The sequence below is a fragment of the Atlantibacter sp. MEI4A-1023 genome, assembly GCF_056155425.1.
This window is the reverse complement of sequence record NZ_CM149568.1, coordinates 3811886-3829999: the sequence shown is the minus strand read 5'-3', so window position 1 is coordinate 3829999 and position 18114 is coordinate 3811886. Positions and strand designations below refer to the sequence as shown.

Sequence of the window (18114 nt, the reverse complement as noted above, 5' to 3'; positions counted from 1 at the left end):
TCCCTTTTTTATGCCTTACGACAGGGCATCCTCTTTGCCGCTGTAGCGCGGCAGGCTTACCACCGGATAGGTAAAGCTCTCTTCAACCCGGCAACGTTCCGGCTTTTTCTGGTCGGCATAAATAATGAACCAGCGCTCATTCTCCGGGAAATAGACCAGATCATCGCCGTTGCGAAACGAGTAGGTTTTATAACGCACGCCCGATTTTGTGTGATCTTTATGCGCGCCAGAGGCTATCTGAAAATGTTTGCCCCACTGCATGGTGGTGAGGTGATATTTAAAAAAGGAGATCAGCACATTCTGGCGGGTCAGACAGTCGAGCCGCACCGCTTCGCCCGCATACGCGGCGGAGAAGGGAAAGGCGAGGGAGATAAACAGCAGGATGGGGGACAATGACATTTTCAATTTTTGCATAACTGATTACGATTTAAGGCTTTAAGAAGATACTCAGGATAGCACAGCCGTCCCGTCTGGCTTTTTTCTCTATCCCTCTGCCCGCCGCGCTGTTTTTCTTGCGCCGTGCTGCGATAATTACTGATAAGAAGATTCGGGCGCAGTTTGCCCGGCGTGTAGCAGAGGAAAACACTATGGATCATGAATTTCTGCGCGACGTTACCGGTACGGTGAGAGTACGCATGTCGATGGGCCATGAAGCGATTGGTCACTGGTTTAATGAGGAAGTAAAGGAGAACCTGGCGCTGCTGGAGGAAGTGGAGCAAGCGGCGCAGTCGGTCATTGGCAGCGAGCGTCAATGGCAAAGCGCCGGGCATGAATACACGCTGTGGCTGGATGGCGAGGAAGTCATGGTGCGTGCCAATCAGCTGGCCTTCTCAGGCGATGAAATGGAGGAAGGGATGAGCTATTACGATGAAGAGAGCCTGTCGCTGTGCGGCATGGAGGATTTTCTTCAGGTACTGCGAGCCTATCGCGAGTTTATCCAACAAAAATAGCGCTAACCGCGTGGAGCATCCCTGCTCCACCTGCGTTACACCACCGGAATATTGCGTCCGTAGTAAATCTCGCGCATTTCTTTCCAGAGCATAGTGGTAATTACTTTCCGCTCTTCTTCGGTTAAATCTTCCGGTTTGGTGTGGAACATGTAGTGCTTCAGATCGAACTCTTTCAGCAGCATTTTGGTGTGGAAAATATTCTCCTGGTACACATTCACATCCATCATGTCGTACAGTGCCTTCATATCTTCGGACATAAAGTTCTGAATCGAATTGATCTCATGATCGATAAAATGCTTCATGCCGTTGACGTCGCGGGTAAAGCCGCGCACGCGGTAATCCACGGTCACGATATCGGATTCCAGCTGGTGGATCAGGTAGTTCAACGCGTTAAGCGGAGAGATCACCCCGCAGGTTGAGACTTCAATATCCGCGCGGAAGGTGCACAGCCCATTTTCAGGGTGACTTTCCGGGTAGGTATGCACGCAGATATGGCTTTTATCCAGATGGGCCACCACCGCTTCGGGCAATGGGCCGGGATGTTCGGTTTTATCGACCAGCTTCGGGTCGACAGGCTCTTCGCTGACCAGAATGGTCACGCTGGCGCCCTGCGGCTCGTAATCCTGGCGCGCAATATTCAATACGTTCGCGCCGATGATGGAGCAGGTTTCCGTCAGGATCTCGGTGAGACGGTTTGCGTTATACAGTTCATCGATATAAGCGATGTAGCCATCGCGCTCTTCCGCCGTTTTGACGTAGCAAATATCGTAGATACAAAAACTCAGGCTTTTGGTCAGGTTATTAAAGCCATGCAGTTTAAGCTTTTTCAATTTTGTTCACCTCCTTAGGATGCCTGGCGAGCCAGCGCGTCGTTCAAGTATTGCGGCAGAGCGAAAGCGGCCGCGTGGATTGCCGGGTTGTAGTAGCGGCAGGGTAAACCGGCGTCGGCGAAACGCGTCTGGAGGGTGTCCAGATCGAGCTGGCGCAGCGCGGGGTTATCGGTGGCCCAGGCGAAGGTCATAATGCCGCCGTAATAGGTCGGGATCGCGGCCTGGTAAAAACTCACGTCTTCGAAGTAATGGCTGAGTTTACGATGGCTGCCGACGGCTTCGTCCTGCTGTAAAAAACAGACGCCGTTTTGCGCCACGAAAATGCCGCCCGGATTCAGTGCGCGTTTGCAGCCCTGATAAAATTCCGAGGTAAACAGGCTTTCGCCGGGGCCGACGGGATCGGTGCAATCGGAGATGATCACATCGAAGGTTTGCGCGGTTTGATTGACGAAGTTAACGCCATCGTCGATCACCAACGTAAAGCGCGGATCGTCATAGCTTCCGGCATTATGGTTGGGCAGATACTGGCGGCAGAACGACACCACGCCCACGTCGATTTCTACCATAGTGATGGTTTCGACGTTTTTATGGCGCGTGACTTCGCGCAGCATCGCGCCGTCGCCGCCGCCGATGATCAGCACACGCTTTGCGTTGCCGTGGGCCAGCAGCGGTACGTGGGTCATCATTTCGTGATAGATAAACTCATCACGCTCGGTGGTTTGTACGACGCCGTCCAGCGCCATGATGCGGCCAAATGCGCGGTTCTCGAAAATGATCAGATCCTGGTGATCGGTCTTTTCGTGATACAGCACATTATCAACGGCAAAGTATTGTCCAAACTGGTCGTGCAGCGTTTCTTGCCACACTTTTGCTTCGGCCATTGGCAGAGACCTCTTTCGTTAACACTCATGGAAAAATGGCGCAACATGATAGCTAACATCTTAGCCTGATGCACGGTCAATATTTCATCAACGAAAGGCGGGAAAGTGATGAGCCTGAACGCAGGAAAGATTCAGGCTGGCTGGGGAGGATTATTTAACGTAGGCGAGCAGGCTGAGTGAATCGCGGGCCAGGGCTTTACATTTTTTTGCGGTGGGAATGGCGATGCCGCTGAGATCGCGGTAGCTGTCTTCGCCGAGCGCCTTCATATTAAAGCTGTCGTAGTTGCTCAGGTCCCACTGGTTTTGCTGGGCGAAAAACACCAGCGCGCGTCGAATCTGGCCGTTGGGCAAGTTTTGGTAGCCGCAATCATTCTTCAAAAATACAAAAACCGCCGTAAGATCAGCCATATCTTCGGCTTCAGACTCATTTAGTGCAAAACTACTGGCGGAGAATCCGAGCAACCCACCGAGTAACACAAACCTGACCCACTTCATCATCGCGCCTGGAACTCCTCTCTGAAGAGTGAAAGTTAGCACAATTCCACATTTCACGACGATCTTTATTATTATTCCGCTGGCTTGACCTTCCGCTTAGGGGAGGGTTTATGCTCAAAATTACACCTGCGAACTATAAGGAAATCGACATGCATCGCCGCGACTTTTTAAAATACTCCGCTGTGCTGGGTGCAGCGAGCGCGTTACCGCTGTGGAGCCGTTTCGCGCTGGCCGCCGAGCGCCCCGCTTTACCTATTCCCAATCTGTTATCCGCCGATGCAGAGAGCCGCATCCGCCTGACGATCCAGGCGGGCCAAACGCTGTTTAACGGCAAAGCGGCGACCACCTGGGGTTACAACGGTAACTTACTTGGCCCGGCGATCCAGTTGCGGCAAGGGAAAGCCGTGACCGTTAATATTCACAACACCCTGGCGGAAGAAACCACGCTGCACTGGCATGGTCTGGAAATCCCCGGCGAGGTGGATGGCGGCCCGCAGGGTGTGATTAAACCCGGTGAAACCCGCACCGTCTCTTTTACGCCGCAGCAGCGCGCCGCCACCTGCTGGTTCCACCCGCACCAGCATGGCAAAACCGGGCATCAAGTGGCGATGGGATTGGCTGGGCTTGTGTTGATTGAAGATAACGACAGCCGCCTGCTGCGCCTGCCTCAGCAGTGGGGCATTGATGACGTCCCGCTGATTATCCAGGACAAACGCTTCGGGGCCGACGGCCAGATCGATTATCAACTGGATATGATGAGTGCCGCCGTCGGCTGGTTTGGCGACACGCTGCTGTGTAACGGCGCGGCGTATCCGCAACATGCCGCGCCGCGCGGCTGGCTACGCCTGCGTTTGCTCAACGGCTGTAATGCCCGTTCGCTGAATATCGCCACCAGCGATGGCCGCCCGCTATACGTCGTCGGCAGCGACGGCGGCCTGCTGGCCGAGCCAGTAAAAGTCACCGAACTGCCGATGATCATGGGCGAGCGCTTTGAAGTGCTGGTAGAAAACCGCGACAACACGCCATTCGATATCGTGACGCTGCCGGTGAAACAGATCGGCATGACCGTCTCGCCGTTTGATCAACCGGTGCCGGTGGTGCGCATTCAGCCGCTGGTGGTCACCGCGTCCGGCGAGCTGCCAGACAAGCTGGTCGATATACCTGCGATACCGGATAGCGCTAACGCCAAAGAGCGCTGGCTACAATTGATGATGGACCCGATGCTCGACATGATGGGTATGCAGGCGCTGGAACAGAAATACGGGAAACAGGCGCTGGCTGGTATGGGCATGCACCACGGTATGGGCCACGGTAATATGAATCATGGGGGGATGGGCCATCAGAATATGGACTTCCACCACGCCAACAAAATTAACGGGCTGGCGTTTGATATGTCTAAACCGGCCTTTGCCGTCGAGCGTGGGCGGTACGAGCGCTGGACCATTTCCGGGGAGGGCGACATGATGATGCACCCGTTCCACATCCACGGCACCCAGTTCCGCATCCTGACCGAAAATGGCAAACCGCCAGCGGCCCATCGCGCAGGCTGGAAAGATACCGTCTGGGTGGAAGGCGCGCGTAGCGAAGTGCTGGTGCGTTTCGATCATCCCGCCCCGGCGGAGCAGGCCTATATGGCCCACTGCCATCTGCTGGAACATGAAGATACCGGCATGATGCTGGGCTTCACCGTTGCGTAAAATAAAAAGGCCGCGAATTATTCGCGGCCTTGTTCTTTAACGTTGAGAGTTATTTCGCGTCATCCGGCAGCGCGAAGGCAACAATGTAATCACCCATCTTCGTGCCGAACGAACCGTGGCCCCCGGCGGAAATCACCACGTACTGCTTCCCGTTAACCTCATAGGTCATCGGCGTGGCTTGGCCACCCGCTGGCAGACGTCCTTCCCACAGTTTTTCACCGTTGGTCATGTTGTAAGCGCGCAGATAGTTATCTGCGGTTGCGCCAACAAACAGCACATTACCGGCGGTGGAGATCGGCCCGCCGAGCATCGGCATCCCGAGATTAAACGGCAGCGGGAACGGCAGTGAGAACGGCAGGCTATCGCGCGGCGTCCCGATACGTTTTTTCCACACCACTTCGTTGGTCTTCAGATCCAGCGCGGAGATGTAACCCCAGGCCGGTTGCTTACACGGCAGACCAAACGGCGACAGGAACGGGTTCAGGGTCACACCGAATGGCACACCGTACTGTGGCTGAATACCGGTTTCCTGGCCGCTTGCGGCATGCGGCGGATCGGACGGCTCCATCGGGTTATCCGGGCCGCGCGGCATCAGTTTCGACACGAATGGCAGCGCAATCGGGTTAGCAATCGCCACCTGACGGTTCTGATCGACGGAAATACCGCCCCATTCGAACATTCCCAGGTTACCCGGGAACACCAGCGTGCCTTGCTCAGACGGCGGGGTGAAAATCCCTTCGTAGCGCAGTTGATGGAACATCACGCGGCACACCAGCTGGTCGAACATGGTGGCGCCCCACATATCCGCGCCGCTCAAATCTTTAGTCGGACGGAAGCTCAGTTCAGAGAACGGCTGGGTCGGGGAGAGGCGGTCGCCTTTCGCCGGGCCTTGCGGGACCGGTTTTTCCGGCGCAGGCACCACCAGTTTGCCGTCACGGCGGTCCAGCACGAAGATGTTACCGGTTTTCGCCGGCGCGTAGATCACCGGAACTACGTTGCCGTTCTTATCAGTGATGTCCGCCAGCGTCGGCTGGGAAGGCATATCCATATCCCACAGATCGTGGTGAACGGTTTGATAAGACCAAGCCAGCTTACCGGTGGATGCGTTCAGCGCCACAATCGAGCTGGCGTAACGCTCCTGATCTTCGGTGCGGTTACCACCCCAGATATCCGGCGTGGAAACGCCCATTGGCAGATAGACCAGGTCCAGTTGCGCATCGTAGGCGGCAGGCGCCCAGGAATTCGGGGAGTTCAGCGTGAAGTGATGCTCATCCGATGGGATAGCATTCGGGTCTTTGGCACCCGGATCGAACGCCCATACCAGATCGCCGGTATTCACATCGAAACCACGAATAACGCCAGACGGCTCGCGAGTCGAGTAGTTATCGGTCACCGCGCCGGCAATCACGATAATTTTATCGGTCACAATCGGCGGCGACGTCGGCTCATACATGCCCGGCGTGGTCACCGGCTGGTTGGTTTGCAGATTGAGAATGCCTTTGTTGGCAAAGGATTCGCACAGCTTACCGTTGTCGGCATTAATGGCGAACAGGCGGCCATCGTTCACCGGCAGGATGATACGACGCGGACAGTCTGCCACCACGTCCGGGCTGGCGGTATCGGCGCGCGCTTCATGATAAGAGACGCCACGGCAGGTCACATGCTGGAACGACGGATTGGCGTTCAGTTGTGGATCGAAATGCCATTTTTCTTTACCGGTCGCCGCATCCAGTGCGAACAGACGCTGGTGCGCGCTGCACAGGTACAGCGTGTCGCCCACTTTAATCGGCGTAACCTCGTTGGTGATTTCGCCCGGGTCGGTCGGCAACTTCACATCACGGGTCTGGAAGGTCCAGGCTTCTTTCAACTCATGAACGTTATCCGCGTTAATTTGTTTAAGCGGAGAGAATCGTTGCCCTTCCTGGTTACGGCCATAGGCAGGCCAGTCGCCGTCCGGGATCGCCGGAGCCGCAGTAGTGGCTGCCGCCGCATCGGTTTTCAGCGTGCCATTGATCTCTTGCGGATCGTTGAAAATGGCCCATCCGAGAATACCGGCGGTGATAATCAGCGTCACCATCATTGAGGGGAGAGCAGGGCGCGATATCACCGGCAGTTTTCGCCAGACAAATGGCAGGATCAGCCAGATGCCGAAGAATACCAGGATGTCGCAACGCGGGGTCAATGCCCAGAAGTCGAAGCCGACTTCCCAGATTGACCACAGCATGGTGGCAAGCAGCAGCGCCGCGTACAGCCAGAGCGCCGATTGTTTACCGCGCCACAGCAGCCAGGCGACACCAAGCATCACCAGGCCCGCTATCGGGTAGTACCAGGAACCGCCTAATGTGACTAACCACACCCCGCCAATCAGTAAATACAGCCCGCACAATGCTGCGAACAGGGCTGTTAACATCACGATTAGTGATGATTGTTTATGTTTTGTTTCCGCCATAATCACACTCTTAATTTTTTAGTAGCAAGTAATTATAGTTATTAACATGTGTGATCTTAATCACAAAAAGAGCTTTTTTTCAGAATAGGTCCCGACGCGCTAATTACTGTTATACTGCCTGCCTTACGAATGAGTGTTGGCGGAAAACGCGTCGGCATTTAATGATTTAGCTTTTAAATCATATGGTTAGTGATATGAAACATACTGTTGAAGTGATGATCTCCGAAGCGGAGATTAAAGCGCGTATTGTTGAACTGGGGCGTCAGATTACCGAACACTACCGCGACAGCGGAAGTGAGATGGTACTGGTGGGTCTGCTGCGTGGTTCGTTTATGTTTATGGCCGATTTGTGCCGTGAAGTGCAGGTCGGGCATGAAGTCGATTTTATGACCGCATCGAGCTACGGCAGCGGTATGTCCTCTACCCGCGATGTGAAAATCTTAAAAGATCTGGATGAAGATATTCGCGGCAAAGACGTGTTGATTGTTGAAGACATTATCGACTCCGGGAACACCCTGTCGAAAGTGCGCGAGATCTTAAGCCTGCGCGAGCCGAAGTCTCTCGCTATCTGTACGCTGCTGGATAAGCCGTCGCGTCGTGAAGTGGATGTGAAAGTCGAGTTTATCGGTTTCTCTATCCCCGACGAATTCGTGGTGGGTTACGGCATCGATTATGCCCAGCGCTATCGCCATCTGCCGTACATTGGCAAAGTCGTTCTGCTGGACGAATAAACAAAGGGGCCGTGGCCCCTTTGGTGTTATTTATGGCTGGTGTGCGTCTGCGTTAAGTTGCAGATGCCGTTGCGATAACGCTGCTCCAGCGTTTCACGGCTGGTAGCGGTCACGTCCAGATCGCGCAGCAGGCCATCATGAATACCGTAAGCCCAACCGTGGATAGTGACTTTCTGTCCGCGTTTCCACGCAGATTGCATGATGGTGGAGTGCCCAAGGTTGTACACTTGTTCCATCACGTTCAGTTCACACAGCGTATCCAGACGGCGTTCCTGCGGGATTTCGCCCAACAGGGAGCTGTGTTTGAACCAGATATCGCGGATGTGCAACAGCCAGTTGTTGATCAGGCCCAATTCAGGATTTTCAACCGCTGCCTGTACGCCGCCGCAGCCGTAGTGCCCACAAATAATAATGTGTTCAACTTCAAGCACATCCACCGCATACTGAACCACTGACAGGCAGTTGAGATCGGTATGGATCACCAGGTTGGCGACGTTACGGTGAACAAACAGTTCGCCCGGCTCAAGGCCGGTTAACCGTTCGGCGGGAACGCGGCTATCAGAGCAGCCGATCCAAAGAAAGCGCGGCTTTTGCGCTTGAGAAAGGCGTTCAAAAAAACCAGGATCTTCGTTCACCAGCATTTTGGACCAGTGAGCGTTATTGCTGATGAGTGTATCGATGTCTTTCATTTAGGTTAACAACCTGTAACCGTGGGATTGCGTTAATGTAATATAAGGCAACTCAATTATTTTTTAAACACCATAACTTTTGTGCGATACAAGGTAACTGTATATCCATGACAATTGCATTGGAACTGGAAGGATTAAAAAAAACCTATCCCGGCGGCGTGAAAGCCTTACGTGGCATTGACTTACAGGTAGAGGCAGGGGATTTCTACGCACTGCTTGGCCCGAACGGCGCCGGTAAATCTACCACCATAGGGATAGTGAGCTCGCTGGTGAACAAGACCTCGGGCCGCGTGAGGGTGTTTGGTTATGACCTCGAAAAAGACGTGGTCAACGCCAAACGCCAGCTGGGCCTGGTGCCACAGGAGTTCAACTTCAACCCGTTCGAAACGGTGCAGCAGATTGTGGTTAACCAGGCGGGTTACTACGGCGTTGAGCGTAAAGAGGCGATGGAGCGCAGCGAAAAATACCTCAACCAGCTCGATCTGTGGGAAAAACGCAATGAACGTGCGCGGATGTTGTCCGGCGGGATGAAGCGCCGTTTGATGATTGCCCGCGCGTTGATGCATGAGCCGAAACTGCTGATCCTCGACGAACCTACCGCCGGGGTGGATATCGAACTACGCCGTTCGATGTGGGGGTTTCTCAAGGATCTTAACGACAAAGGCACCACCATTATCCTCACTACCCACTACCTGGAAGAAGCGGAGATGCTGTGCCGCAATATCGGCATTATCCAGCGCGGTGAATTGGTGGAAAACACCTCGATGAAATCGCTGCTGTCCAAGCTGAAATCAGAGACCTTTATCCTCGATTTAGCGCCGCGCAGCCCGCTGCCGAAGCTGGAAGGCTACCAGTACCGCCTGGTGGATACCTCAACGCTGGAGGTGGAAGTGCTGCGCGAGCAGGGCATCAACAGCGTCTTTAACCAACTGACCGCACAGGGCATTCAGATCCTGAGTATGCGTAACAAAGCCAACCGCCTGGAGGAGTTGTTCGTGACTCTGGTGAATGAAAAGCAAGGAGACCACGCATGATGCAGCTGTATTGGGTGGCGCTGAAAAGTATCTGGACCAAAGAGATCCACCGTTTTATGCGCATCTGGATCCAGACGCTGGTTCCGCCCGTCATCACCATGACGCTCTATTTTATTATCTTCGGCAACCTGATCGGCTCGCGTATCGGCGAAATGCATGGCTTTACCTATATGCAGTTTATCGTCCCGGGGCTGATCATGATGGCGGTGATCACCAACGCCTACGCCAACGTGGCGTCATCGTTCTTTAGCGCTAAATTCCAGCGCAACATCGAAGAGTTGCTGGTGGCACCAGTGCCGACCCATGTGATCATTATTGGTTACGTCGGCGGCGGCGTGGCGCGCGGTTTGTGCGTGGGTATTCTGGTGACCGCTATCTCGCTGTTTTTCGTGCCGTTTCAGGTGCATTCGTGGCTGTTTGTCGGCGTTACGCTGCTGTTTACCGCCATATTGTTCTCGCTGGCGGGGCTGCTGAATGCCGTTTTCGCCACTACGTTTGACGACATCAGCCTGATCCCGACCTTTGTACTGACGCCGCTAACCTATCTGGGCGGGGTGTTTTATTCCCTGACGCTGCTGCCGCCGTTCTGGCAGGCGCTGTCTCACCTCAACCCCATCGTGTATATGATCAGCGGCTTCCGTTACGGCTTCCTGGGCATTAACGATGTGCCGCTCGGCTTTACTATGGGCGTACTGGTGGTGTTTATCCTGGCGTTTTATATGCTGTGCTGGTACTTAATCCAGCGCGGACGCGGCTTACGCACCTGATCGCGTTACTTCTGAAAGTAAAACGAGGCTCTCATTTTGAGGGCCTTTTATTTTCCCATGATTCGTATCACAACAGCGGTTCGTCACTTCGCTAAACTACCCCCTTTGGATAAGGAGCCGCGAATGCTCGGATGGGTCATCGCCTGTCATGACGACAAGGCGCAATGCATACTGGAACACCTGGAAAAACGCTTTGGCCACATTCCGCAGTGCCGGGTGGTGAACTACTGGCATGGCATCGGTACTAACATGCTTAGCCGAATGATGTGCGATGCGCTGCACCATGCAGACTCAGGCGACGGGGTGATTTTTCTCACTGACTGCAATGGCGGCGCGCCGTATCGCGTTGCTGCACTGATGAGCCACAAGCACGATAATTGTGAAGTGATTTCCGGCGTCACCGCCCACCTTCTTGGCGAACTTTATCCGCTGCGTTTCTGCTTAAGCAGCCGCGCCTTTCGCCACACCATCGTCGAGCGCGGCGGCGACGGCGTGAGCAGTCTCTGGCACCAGCAGCAAAAAAATCCCCCCTTCGTGTTACTGCATCATGCATAACCTGCGGTTTACCGCTTGGTGTGAAAGGCACTTTTTGTCAAAATAAGCAAAATTTTCTCACCGCTTCGGTTAACTATGCTGCCTCGCCTGATTTTCTGCTTTGTGCTGTTACTGGCCGCGCCAGCCGGGGCGATCCTGGTGAATCCGACGTTTAATCCGCCGCGCTATATGCAAACCACGGACGATGCGGATATCTGGGCGCATATTGGCAACCGGGTGATTTCCGTTGGCAGAATCGAGCAGGGGCAGGTGCTGGCGGTCGTGCCGACCGACGCCGATTACTACGAGTTCAGCTTTGGTTTTAGCACCGGGTTTATTGATAAACAGCATCTGAAACCGGTACAGGGCAAACTGCGGATTCAGGATCGGCTGGGGGATTTACACAAGCCGCTCAGCAATCAGAACCTGCTCACCTGGCAAGCCGTCACGCTATATAACGAGCCAGACAATAAGAGCGAACCGCTGGGCGTGCTGGCGGAGAACCTGCGTTATCCGATTATTTCTAAACTCAAAGACCGGCTTAACCAGACCTGGTTCCAGATCCGCATCGGCAACCGGCTGGCATGGGTCAGCAGCCTGGAAGCGCAGGAAGATAACGGCATTCCGGTGCTGACTTATCACCATATTCTGCGCGATGAAGAGAACACCCGTTTTCGCCATACGTCCACCACTACGTCGGTGCGCGCCTTCAGCAACCAGATGACCTGGCTGCGCGACATGGGCTATACCACGCTCTCGCTTTACCAGCTTGAGGGCTACGTGAATAACCGTATGAATTTGCCCGCCAGAGCGGTGGCGATCACCTTCGACGATGGCCTGAAGTCGGTGTCACGCTATGCGTATCCGGTGCTGAAGCAGTACGGATTTACCGCCACGGCGTTTATTATCTCTTCGCGCATCAAGCGCCATCCGCAAAAATGGGACCCGAAATTTCTACAGTTTATGAGCCTGGCGGAACTCCAATCCATTCAGGACGTGTTTGATATTCAGTCGCATACCCACTTTTTGCACCGCATTGATGGCTTACGCCACCCGATTATGCTTAGCCGCAGCTATCACAACATCCTGTTTGATTTTGAGCGTTCGCGCCGGGCGCTGGCGCAATTCAACCCCCACGTGCTGTATCTCTCGTACCCGTTTGGCGGTTACGACCAGAAGGCGGTTAAAGCGGCCCATGATGCCGGTTTTCATTTAGCGGTAACGACGGTGAAAGGGAAGGTGAAACCGGGGGATAACCCGTACTTGCTGAAGCGGCTGTATATTCTGAGAACCGACTCGCTGGAGGATATGGCACGGACAATCAGTAATCAGCCGCAGGGGTAATAGCGCCCGCGAACAGGCGCAAAAACATCAGGCAACCTGAACCGGAACCGCTTTGGCGGTGCGTTTCATCACGTTATCGCCGTCAAAGTACGCCACTTTCGGCTGCCAGCTGCGGGCCTGCTCATCCGGCATGGTGACGTAGCTGGCAATAATCAAAATATCGCCCACATCGGCGCAGTGCGCCGCCGCCCCGTTAACGGAGATGATTTTCGAACCGCGCTCGCCGGAAATGGCGTAAGTAGAAAAACGCTTACCGTTGGTCACGTTATAAATATCGATGGCTTCGTATTCCAGAATGCCAGCCGCTTCAAGAAAATCCTGATCAATGGCGCAGGAACCTTCATAGTGCAAGTCTGCCTGAGTCACTTTGACGCGATGCAGTTTGCCCTGCAACATTGTACGAATCATAAATTTAACCCTGTTAACACCAACACTGTCAGAGCGGGGACGCCCGCTCCAGGAATTTTACCCGGGCAGTATTGCCCGTTTTATAAACGCTGTCTATCCCCGTTCCGTTACGCCAGATCGACCGTCAGATTATCAATCAGGCGCGCCTGGCCAAGCCATGCCGCCATCAGCACCACGGCGCGCTGGCTCTGCGGCGTCAGCTCCAGCAGGGTATCGGCATCGCGGATCTGCAAATCATCGCTGCGGAAGCCTTTTTCGTTCAGCTCCAGCGCGGCGGCTGCAAGAATCTCTTCCACGTTGCGCTCGCCAGCTTTTAATTTTTCGCCGATGCCGTTCATCACTTTGCTGAGTCCCGGCGCGATTTTACGCTGGTCGCTGGTGAGGTAGCCGTTGCGCGAGCTGAGTGCCAGGCCGTCTTTGGCCCGCACGGTCGGCACGCCAACAATCTCGATGTCGTAGCTCATATCGGCGACCATTTTGCGGATCAGCGCCAGCTGCTGGTAATCCTTCTCGCCGAAGCAGGCGATATCCGGTTGCACCAGGTTAAACAGCTTGCTGACCACGGTGGACACGCCGCGGAAATGCCCCGGACGGCTCGCGCCTTCCAGCATGGTGGAGATGCCCGGCACGTCGACATAGGTTTGCTCGCCCATGCCGCGCGGATACACTTCTTCCGGCGTCGGGGAAAAGACGAACCCCACGCCGCGACGGTTCAGTTTTTCGCAATCTTCCTGCAGGGTGCGCGGATAACGCGCCAGATCGTCCGGGCGATCGAACTGCATCGGATTAACGAAAATGCTGACCACCACCACGTCGGCGCGTGCTTTCGCTTCATCAACCAGTTTCATATGGCCGTCATGAAGATTTCCCATCGTCGGCACCAGCGCAATCCGTTTGCCTTCAAGGCGCAGACGGCGAATCTGCTGGCGCAGCATCAATACGGTTTCAATAATCAGCACAACCCATACTCCTGTCAGTGGAAACTGTGTTCTTCACCCGGATAAGCCCCGGATTCGACCTCAGTAATATACTGGCGTACGGCGGCACGCATGTCGCCCGCGTCGGCAAGGAAATTTTTAGCGAATTTCGGGATATGGCCGCCGGTGATGCCGAAGGCGTCGTGCATCACCAGGATTTGCCCGTCGGTGACGTTGCCCGCGCCGATGCCGATTACCGGGATGCGTAATGCGTCGGTAACGCGCTTCGCCAGCTCAACCGGTACGCATTCCAGCACCAGCAGCTGCGCCCCGGCGGCTTCCAGCGCCAGCGCATCGTCCAGTAGCGTTTGCGCGGCGGCTTCATCACGACCCTGCACTTTATAGCCGCCGAAAATATTCACCGACTGCGGGGTCAGGCCCAGATGGCCGCACACCGGCACGGCGCGTTCGGTCAGCATCCGCACGGTATCCACCAGCCAGCGGCCACCTTCGATTTTCACCATATTGGCACCGGCGCGCATCACCACGCTGGCGTTGGCAAACGTCTGTTCCGGCGTGGCGTAGGCCATAAACGGCAGGTCGGCCAGCAGCAGGCAATGCGGGGCACCGCGACGCACCGCACGGGTGTGATAGGCGATATCGTCAACGGTGACGGGCAGGGTGGAATCATGTCCCTGTACTGTCATTCCCAGCGAGTCGCCCACCAGCATCACGCCGATGCCTTCGTCGGCAAACAGTTTGGCGAAGCTGAAATCATAAGCCGTGATGGTCGCGAATTTCTGGCCGCTGGCCTTGAGACGTCGTAGCTGGGCAATAGTGGTTGGTTTCATGGCTGTCCCCTGAACTGAAAATGGCGAACAGTGTAAACGATAGTTTTCAGGCTGAGTAGCCGGGGTTCAGGGAGGAAGCAACTACCAGCGGGAAATGCCGGAAGGATCAAGATTTGCCAGCAGATCGGTCACGTTATCACCATCCGGGAAGCGTAAATCCGGGGCGATTTGGGCCAGCGGCAACAGCATAAAGGCGCGGTTTTTCATGTCGTAATGCGGGACGGTCAGGCGGGGAGTGTTCATTTGCAGCTCGCCAAACAGCATGATGTCCAGATCGAGGGTACGCGGCCCCCAGCGATGGGCTTTACGCTCGCGCCCCTGCTGTAGCTCGATGCGCTGGGTATGATCCAGCAGCGCTTCCGGGGCCAGCGCGGTATCCAGCGCCACGGCGGCGTTGAGATAATCGGGCTGATCCTGCGGGCCAAGCGGTGGGGTGCGATAAAAGTCGGAAACCGCGACGATCTGGCTTTCGGGGATCTCAGCCAGCGCCGCCAGGGCAGCATTCACTTGTTCAAGCGGGGACGCAAGGTTGCTGCCGATAGCGATATAAACGCGGGTCACGCGTTGCCCTCACGGCGTGGCGCACGACGGCGCGGGCGGCGTGGACGGCGGCGCGTGGCCGGTTCATCATCCAGATCGTTAAGCATATCTTTCTGTGCAGGCGGCGCGGAAACCTGAAACTCGCCCCACCAGCGGGTCAGACGCTGCAGTTCGGCATTGTTTTCCGCTTCGGCGCGCAGTTCAAGCAGGTCGTAAGCCGCGCGGAATTTTGGATGCTCCATCAGCTTCCAGGCGCGTTTACCCTGACGGCGCGACATGCGTAACTGCAACTGCCAGATATCGCGGATTAGCGCGGTGATGCGTTTCGGGATCGCCAGCGAACGGCAGGCTTCGTCGAGCACATCGTTCATCGCCAGCGCGAAAGCATCGTTCCAGCTCAGGCCACTTTCCTGCGCGATTTTTTGCGCGGTTTCAATTTGCGGATACCAGAACAGGGCAGCGAACAGGAATGCCGGATTCACGCGCATGTCGTTGTGAATGCGGGTATCGGTGTTCTTCAACACCTGGGCGATGATGCGCTCCATTGGGCTGTCGCCCTGCTCAGTGAAGAAGCGGGTAATCGTCGGGAACAGCGGCTGGAACAGGGAATATTCGCGCAGCAGCAGATAGGTATTGTAGCCGTAGCCCATCTGCAACAGCTTTAACGCTTCTTCAAACAGGCGCGCGGGCGGCACATCGTTCAGCAGCGTTGCCAGACGGGGGATCGGCTCGCCGGTTTCCGGGCTGATCTGCATATCCAGTCGGGCGGCGAAACGCACCGCGCGCAGCATACGCACCGGATCTTCACGGTAGCGGGTTTCCGGATCGCCAATCAGACGGATGATGCCAAGTTTTAAGTCCTGCAATCCGCCGACGTAATCGCGCACGGTAAAATCCGCCACGCTGTAATACAGGCTGTTGATAGTGAAATCGCGGCGCTGGGCGTCTTCTTCGATGGAGCCGAAAATGTTATCGCGCAGCAGCATGCCGTTCTGGCCGCGTTGTGAAATCGCGCGATCGCTGACATTTTCTTCGTGATGACCGCGAAAGGTCGCCACTTCGATAATTTCCGGGCCGAACATCACGTGCGCCAGGCGGAAACGGCGGCCAACCAGACGGCAGTTGCGAAACAGTTTGCGGACCTGATCCGGCGTGGCGTTGGTCGTCACATCGAAATCTTTTGGTTTTTTGCCCAGCAACAGATCGCGCACGCCGCCGCCGACCAGCCACGCTTCATAGCCCGCTTTATTCAGGCGGTACATCACCTTGAGGGCGTTTTCACTGATATCTTTGCGGGAAATAGCGTGCTGTTCGCGCGGGATGACGGTAATCGTGGGCTGGCTGACGATATCGTCAACCTCGCTTTCCTCGCGATTTAACACCTTGCGGCAAAAATTAGCGACTCGGGTAAAAATGGTGCACCTCGGTAGTGTGTCAGACTCTGGACAAAAAATAGCGGCTAATCATAGCTCAGCGCAACGCATTTGAGAATGCTGGATTCACGGGTATCCGATGGGGAGACCAGTTGATCGCCGCTTCGCGCAGCAACGCATCGGTAGATAAATCCCGCCAGTGCTCTGTTACAGGCTGGTTCAAAAACTGCAAAGCGGCAACCAGCATCGGTTTCGGATCGCCGTGCGGCAAAGCAGGAGCATGGTTCTGTTTTGACAGTTTATTCCCGTCGGCGTTGAGCGCCAGAGGCAGATGAAACCACTCAGGCGGCTGCCAGCCGAACTGATGATACAACGACTCCTGTCGCACGGTGGGTTCAATTAAATCCGCCCCGCGTACAATTTCGGTAATACCCTGAAAATGATCGTCCACCACCACCGCAAGGTTATAGGCAAACAGCCCGTCGCGGCGGTGAATAATAAAATCTTCACGGGCCAGCGCCGGGTCGGCGACGATCTCGCCGCGCAGCCGATCGGTAAAAGCCATGACCGGCTGGGTCTGGCGTAAACGCACGGCGGCGTTTTCCGGGCCATGATGCAAATCACGGCAGTGGCCGTCGTAAATGCCGCCGATCTGCTGGATGCGGCTGCGGGTGCAGGTGCAGTAATAGCTGCGCTGATGTTCGCGTAGCCAGGCAAGGGCGTCGCGGTAGGCGTCGTGGCGTGCGGACTGGTACAGCACCTCGCCGTCCCAGTGCAGATTATAGTGTTCAAGCTGGCGCAAAATGGTATCGGCAGCGCCGGGCACTTCGCGCGGCGGGTCGATATCTTCAATGCGCACCCGCCAGACGCCGTGCTGCGCGCGGGCCTGCAAATAGCTGCCCAGCGCGGCGATCAGCGAGCCGAAGTGAAGTTCACCAGAAGGAGAAGGGGCAAAACGCCCGATATAAGCTGTGGACATAGCGCTAAAAAACAAGGCGGGAGAGACCCCGCCTTTGTTATTGATGGATATGAGCTGGGCTTAGCCAGCCATCTGTTTTTCGCGGATTTCGGCCAGCGTCTTGCAGTCAATGCACAGGTCCGCGGTCGGACGTGCTTCAAGACGACGAATACCGATTTCCACTCCACATGATTCGCAGAAGCCGAAGTCTTCGTCTTCTACTTTTTTAAGAGTCTTCTCGATTTTCTTGATCAGTTTACGCTCACGGTCGCGGTTACGCAGTTCGAGGCTGAACTCTTCTTCCTGGGCGGCACGGTCGACCGGGTCCGGGAAGTTAGCCGCTTCATCCTGCATATGCGTAACGGTGCGATCGACTTCATCCCTAAGTTGATTACGCCATGCTTCAAGAATGCGCTTGAAGTGTGCCAGCTGGGCTTCATTCATATACTCTTCGCCCGGCTTCTCTTGATACGGCTCCACCCCAGCGATGGCGAGAATACTCAGGGACGATGTTTTACGTTTTTGCCCTTCTTGCATGTTGCTTCTCCTTAACACGCACTATCGATCCCCTTGTCGGGGGAAAAATCAGGCCGCTATAAATAGCAGAAGCTTTTCGGGATAGCAATTGTATAAACGTTACACTTGACAACCCTGTGAGGAAAAGCG

The 18114-nt window shown here is 55.4% G+C and carries 20 protein-coding genes; 7 read left to right on the top strand and 13 right to left on the bottom strand.

The annotated features are described in order from the left end of the window. Positions 1-15 precede the first annotated feature (15 nt). Positions 16-399 (bottom strand): hypothetical protein, encoded by a 384-nt coding sequence (locus tag ACVV26_RS18160; RefSeq protein WP_474798596.1) that lies wholly within the window; start codon positions 397-399, stop codon positions 16-18. 188 nt (positions 400-587) lie between these two features. Between ACVV26_RS18160 and yacL the strand changes: the two genes are divergently transcribed. After that, positions 588-950, top strand: a complete 363-nt coding sequence (gene yacL, locus ACVV26_RS18155) for a protein YacL (RefSeq protein WP_474798594.1) — start codon at positions 588-590, stop codon at positions 948-950. 35 nt (positions 951-985) lie between these two features. Here the strand turns inward: yacL and speD are convergent, their stop codons facing one another. The 3 genes from speD to ACVV26_RS18140 all read right to left on the bottom strand — a co-directional run bounded on the left by speD (position 986) and on the right by ACVV26_RS18140 (position 3159). Continuing rightward, on the bottom strand, positions 986-1780 hold the full coding sequence (gene speD / locus ACVV26_RS18150; RefSeq protein ID WP_312984935.1) for an adenosylmethionine decarboxylase: 795 nt from the start codon (positions 1778-1780) through the stop codon (positions 986-988). Positions 1781-1794: 14 nt separating this feature from the next. Further along, positions 1795-2661, bottom strand: coding sequence for a polyamine aminopropyltransferase (speE, locus tag ACVV26_RS18145; RefSeq protein WP_474798592.1), 867 nt, complete (start codon positions 2659-2661; stop codon positions 1795-1797). Between the two features lie 150 nt (positions 2662-2811). Then, positions 2812-3159 (bottom strand): YacC family pilotin-like protein, encoded by a 348-nt coding sequence (locus tag ACVV26_RS18140; protein ID WP_474798590.1) that lies wholly within the window; start codon positions 3157-3159, stop codon positions 2812-2814. Positions 3160-3305: 146 nt separating this feature from the next. Between ACVV26_RS18140 and cueO the strand changes: the two genes are divergently transcribed. Further along, the gene (gene cueO, locus ACVV26_RS18135; protein ID WP_474801900.1) at positions 3306-4853 is read left to right on the top strand and encodes a multicopper oxidase CueO; all 1548 of its coding nucleotides are present in this window, start codon (positions 3306-3308) and stop codon (positions 4851-4853) included. A 49-nt stretch (positions 4854-4902) separates the two neighbouring features. On the opposite strand, the gene ACVV26_RS18130 is transcribed toward cueO, so the two are convergent. Then, positions 4903-7302, bottom strand: a complete 2400-nt coding sequence (locus tag ACVV26_RS18130) for a glucose/quinate/shikimate family membrane-bound PQQ-dependent dehydrogenase (protein WP_474798589.1) — start codon at positions 7300-7302, stop codon at positions 4903-4905. 194 nt (positions 7303-7496) lie between these two features. On the opposite strand from ACVV26_RS18130, the gene hpt reads away from it, so the two are divergent. Beyond that, the gene (hpt, locus tag ACVV26_RS18125) at positions 7497-8033 is read left to right on the top strand and encodes a hypoxanthine phosphoribosyltransferase (protein ID WP_312984928.1); all 537 of its coding nucleotides are present in this window, start codon (positions 7497-7499) and stop codon (positions 8031-8033) included. A gap of 26 nt (positions 8034-8059) precedes the next feature. Here hpt and can read toward each other — a convergent pair whose 3' ends face one another. Continuing rightward, a complete protein-coding gene (gene can / locus ACVV26_RS18120; protein WP_161660852.1) occupies positions 8060-8722 on the bottom strand; it encodes a carbonate dehydratase in 663 nt (220 codons plus the stop codon). Positions 8723-8829: 107 nt separating this feature from the next. On the opposite strand from can, the gene ACVV26_RS18115 reads away from it, so the two are divergent. From ACVV26_RS18115 to ACVV26_RS18100, 4 genes are all read left to right on the top strand, one after another. Beyond that, the gene (locus tag ACVV26_RS18115; protein ID WP_474798588.1) at positions 8830-9756 is read left to right on the top strand and encodes an ABC transporter ATP-binding protein; all 927 of its coding nucleotides are present in this window, start codon (positions 8830-8832) and stop codon (positions 9754-9756) included. Next, a complete protein-coding gene (locus ACVV26_RS18110; RefSeq protein ID WP_312984923.1) occupies positions 9753-10523 on the top strand; it encodes an ABC transporter permease in 771 nt (256 codons plus the stop codon). The genes ACVV26_RS18115 and ACVV26_RS18110 overlap by 4 nt, the downstream gene beginning before the upstream one ends. Positions 10524-10646: 123 nt before the next feature. Next, positions 10647-11078, top strand: coding sequence for a PTS sugar transporter subunit IIA (locus ACVV26_RS18105; protein WP_312984920.1), 432 nt, complete (start codon positions 10647-10649; stop codon positions 11076-11078). Positions 11079-11153: 75 nt separating this feature from the next. Next, complete coding sequence (locus ACVV26_RS18100) at positions 11154-12401, top strand: polysaccharide deacetylase family protein (protein WP_474798587.1); 1248 nt, start codon at positions 11154-11156, stop codon at positions 12399-12401. Between the two features lie 27 nt (positions 12402-12428). On the opposite strand, the gene panD is transcribed toward ACVV26_RS18100, so the two are convergent. The 7 genes from panD to dksA all read right to left on the bottom strand — a co-directional run bounded on the left by panD (position 12429) and on the right by dksA (position 17985). Continuing rightward, positions 12429-12809, bottom strand: coding sequence for an aspartate 1-decarboxylase (gene panD, locus ACVV26_RS18095; protein ID WP_474798586.1), 381 nt, complete (start codon positions 12807-12809; stop codon positions 12429-12431). Between the two features lie 107 nt (positions 12810-12916). After that, positions 12917-13768 carry a pantoate--beta-alanine ligase gene (gene panC / locus ACVV26_RS18090; RefSeq protein WP_474798585.1) on the bottom strand — a complete coding sequence of 284 codons (852 nt, stop codon included), beginning with the start codon at positions 13766-13768 and terminating at the stop codon, positions 12917-12919. Between the two features lie 14 nt (positions 13769-13782). Next, the gene (gene panB / locus ACVV26_RS18085) at positions 13783-14577 is read right to left on the bottom strand and encodes a 3-methyl-2-oxobutanoate hydroxymethyltransferase (RefSeq protein ID WP_474798584.1); all 795 of its coding nucleotides are present in this window, start codon (positions 14575-14577) and stop codon (positions 13783-13785) included. Positions 14578-14658: 81 nt separating this feature from the next. Next, positions 14659-15138: a 2-amino-4-hydroxy-6-hydroxymethyldihydropteridine diphosphokinase gene (folK, locus tag ACVV26_RS18080; RefSeq protein ID WP_474798583.1), complete on the bottom strand. Its 480-nt coding sequence runs from the start codon at positions 15136-15138 to the stop codon at positions 14659-14661. Continuing rightward, positions 15135-16532: a polynucleotide adenylyltransferase PcnB gene (gene pcnB, locus ACVV26_RS18075; RefSeq protein ID WP_474801898.1), complete on the bottom strand. Its 1398-nt coding sequence runs from the start codon at positions 16530-16532 to the stop codon at positions 15135-15137. Before pcnB ends, folK begins: the two co-directional genes overlap by 4 nt. Positions 16533-16587: 55 nt before the next feature. Next, positions 16588-17469, bottom strand: coding sequence for a tRNA glutamyl-Q(34) synthetase GluQRS (gene gluQRS / locus ACVV26_RS18070; protein WP_474798582.1), 882 nt, complete (start codon positions 17467-17469; stop codon positions 16588-16590). Between the two features lie 60 nt (positions 17470-17529). Further along, positions 17530-17985 (bottom strand): RNA polymerase-binding protein DksA, encoded by a 456-nt coding sequence (gene dksA / locus ACVV26_RS18065; RefSeq protein WP_002436912.1) that lies wholly within the window; start codon positions 17983-17985, stop codon positions 17530-17532. Positions 17986-18114 lie beyond the last annotated feature (129 nt).

Bases quoted from the DNA above. Each gene is read 5' to 3' on its own strand.
- ACVV26_RS18160 (WP_474798596.1), bottom strand. From the start codon at position 399: ATGTCATTGTCCCCCATCCTGCTGTTTATCTCCCTCGCCTTTCCCTTC.
- yacL (WP_474798594.1), top strand. From the start codon at position 588: ATGGATCATGAATTTCTGCGCGACGTTACCGGTACGGTGAGAGTACGC.
- speE (WP_474798592.1), bottom strand. From the start codon at position 2,661: ATGGCCGAAGCAAAAGTGTGGCAAGAAACGCTGCACGACCAGTTTGGA.
- ACVV26_RS18140 (WP_474798590.1), bottom strand. From the start codon at position 3,159: ATGATGAAGTGGGTCAGGTTTGTGTTACTCGGTGGGTTGCTCGGATTC.
- cueO (WP_474801900.1), top strand. From the start codon at position 3,306: ATGCATCGCCGCGACTTTTTAAAATACTCCGCTGTGCTGGGTGCAGCG.
- ACVV26_RS18130 (WP_474798589.1), bottom strand. From the start codon at position 7,302: ATGGCGGAAACAAAACATAAACAATCATCACTAATCGTGATGTTAACA.
- hpt (WP_312984928.1), top strand. From the start codon at position 7,497: ATGAAACATACTGTTGAAGTGATGATCTCCGAAGCGGAGATTAAAGCG.
- can (WP_161660852.1), bottom strand. From the start codon at position 8,722: ATGAAAGACATCGATACACTCATCAGCAATAACGCTCACTGGTCCAAA.
- ACVV26_RS18115 (WP_474798588.1), top strand. From the start codon at position 8,830: ATGACAATTGCATTGGAACTGGAAGGATTAAAAAAAACCTATCCCGGC.
- ACVV26_RS18110 (WP_312984923.1), top strand. From the start codon at position 9,753: ATGATGCAGCTGTATTGGGTGGCGCTGAAAAGTATCTGGACCAAAGAG.
- ACVV26_RS18105 (WP_312984920.1), top strand. From the start codon at position 10,647: ATGCTCGGATGGGTCATCGCCTGTCATGACGACAAGGCGCAATGCATA.
- ACVV26_RS18100 (WP_474798587.1), top strand. From the start codon at position 11,154: ATGCTGCCTCGCCTGATTTTCTGCTTTGTGCTGTTACTGGCCGCGCCA.
- panD (WP_474798586.1), bottom strand. From the start codon at position 12,809: ATGATTCGTACAATGTTGCAGGGCAAACTGCATCGCGTCAAAGTGACT.
- panB (WP_474798584.1), bottom strand. From the start codon at position 14,577: ATGAAACCAACCACTATTGCCCAGCTACGACGTCTCAAGGCCAGCGGC.
- gluQRS (WP_474798582.1), bottom strand. From the start codon at position 17,469: ATGTCCACAGCTTATATCGGGCGTTTTGCCCCTTCTCCTTCTGGTGAA.
- dksA (WP_002436912.1), bottom strand. From the start codon at position 17,985: ATGCAAGAAGGGCAAAAACGTAAAACATCGTCCCTGAGTATTCTCGCC.